Raw genomic sequence first — 1922 nt, 5'->3', positions numbered from 1 at the left:
CCTTCAGGTGCGGCCGAGCATAGGTCGTAACATATAGCGGGTGGGATTCCCGCCAAGTAAGAACTAGCCATTCACTTGTAGCGAGTCTTGGAGGGCATGTGGTAACACATTGCCTTTAAGCGTAGACAGTTAGGTAACGGGCCGGAAAGCCATAGCGGCTGAGGGATAGAGCTCCGAAATAAAACCAAAGCTGAGAAGGTCGATGTGTTCTGAAGCATAGAAGACAACAATACGGTTCTCGTTAGAGGCGAGAGAATGCTATCTTCTCCGGAGTCGAAGACCCTGGCACGTTACACATTGATATGTTGCGGTAACTCGGGAGGTCCTTTAGGTCTTTCGGATAAAGAAAGTAATGACGAACAAGCGATAACAAAGTGAGGGCTGTCAAATGCCTAAAGGAAGTCGGATAACGGCGTAGTACTGATGAAGTCGGGTAATGCTGATGGAGGAAAGGCCGTTACCTGTCATCACCCTTGATAGGGAAACATAATCCATACCCAGAGGTGGAACGTATTATGGAAACGAAACTTAAGAGGATAACAGAATTAGCGAAATCGGATAAAAACCTTGTCTTTAATTCTCTCGTACATTTACTAAACGAGAGTAACTTGAAACAGTGCCATCACCAATTACCGAAAGGTAAAGCAACCGGCGTGAATGGCACTACCAAAGAAATGTACGAAGGGAATTTAGACCATAACATTGAAGACCTAGTGAAACGAATGAAGAAAATGGCGTATCGACCGGTACCGGTCAAGCGTACCTACATTGACAAGCCCGGTTCCACCAAGAAACGCCCACTAGGTATCCCGGAACATGAAGATAAAATCGTTCAAATGGGTATTACGAGGATTCTGAACGCGATTTATGAAAATGATTTTCTCGATTGTTCCTTCGGTTTTCGCCCGAAAAGAAACTGCCATGATGCATTAAAGATTTTAAATGTATACATGGAACAACGGAAAACCAATTATATAGTAGATGCGGATATCAAAGGATTCTTTGATCATGTGAGTCATGATTGGATGATGAAGTTCCTTCGCCATCGTATCAATGATCCCAACTTACTTCGTATTATCGCTCGATTTCTAAAAGGTGGTTATATGGAAGAGGGGAAATATATTGATACAGACCGGGGAACCCCGCAAGGGGGTATCATTTCTCCGGTTCTAGCGAATATCTACCTTCATTATGTGTTGGATCTATGGTTTGAGAAAGTAGTAAAGAAACAAAGCAAAGGTCAAGCCTACATGGTTCGCTATGCGGATGACTTTGTGTGTTGTTTTCAGTACAAAGAAGATGCCAACCGGTTCTATACGAACCTCATTCAAAGGTTACGTAAATTCCATCTAGAAATTGCGGAGGATAAGACGAAAATTATCTCGTTTGGTCCTTATGCATGGAAAGATGCAAAGCGTAACGGGAAAAGAAAGCCATCTACGTTCGATTTTCTTGGCTTTACGCACTACTGCAGTACAAGCAAGAAAGGTACGTTCCGTGTGAAACGGAAAAGTAGTAAAAAGAAAGTCCGAGCCAAACTTAAACAACATAAAGCTTGGTTAAAGGCAAATCGAACGAGGGATATCCAAGACATCATGCGCCGAATCCAACAATCGCTAGTGGGCTACTATAATTATTATTGTATCACGGATAATGCTTACGAAGTCCACTATTTTCTGCGTCGTATTAAACACTTACTATTTAAATGGATGAATCGAAGGAGTCAACGGAAATCCTTCAGTTGGGAGAAATTCGAATTATTTTTGGTGAAATATCCATTACCAAATCCGAGAACGAAAACGAATATATATGACTTGCGAAGACATATATCGTATATTCTGTGAAAGGTGATAGGAAGAGCCGTGTGCGTGAATAGCGCACGCACGGTTCTGTGAGGAGTGAGGAATACTTAAAGTTATAAA

General features: G+C 42.1%; 1 protein-coding gene. It reads left to right on the top strand.

Going from position 1 to position 1922, the window contains the following annotated elements:
• Nucleotides 1–515: 515 nt before the first annotated feature.
• Nucleotides 516–1844 (top strand): group II intron reverse transcriptase/maturase, encoded by a 1329-nt coding sequence (ltrA, locus tag GH715_RS21185; protein ID WP_153837226.1) that lies wholly within the window; start codon nucleotides 516–518, stop codon nucleotides 1842–1844.
• Nucleotides 1845–1922 lie beyond the last annotated feature (78 nt).

It is taken from the genome of Gracilibacillus thailandensis (assembly GCF_010994055.1).
GTDB lineage: Bacteria > Bacillota > Bacilli > Bacillales > Amphibacillaceae > Gracilibacillus > Gracilibacillus lacisalsi.
The sequence above is the reverse complement of the archived record's forward strand: the minus strand, read 5'-3'. Positions and strand labels throughout refer to the sequence as shown.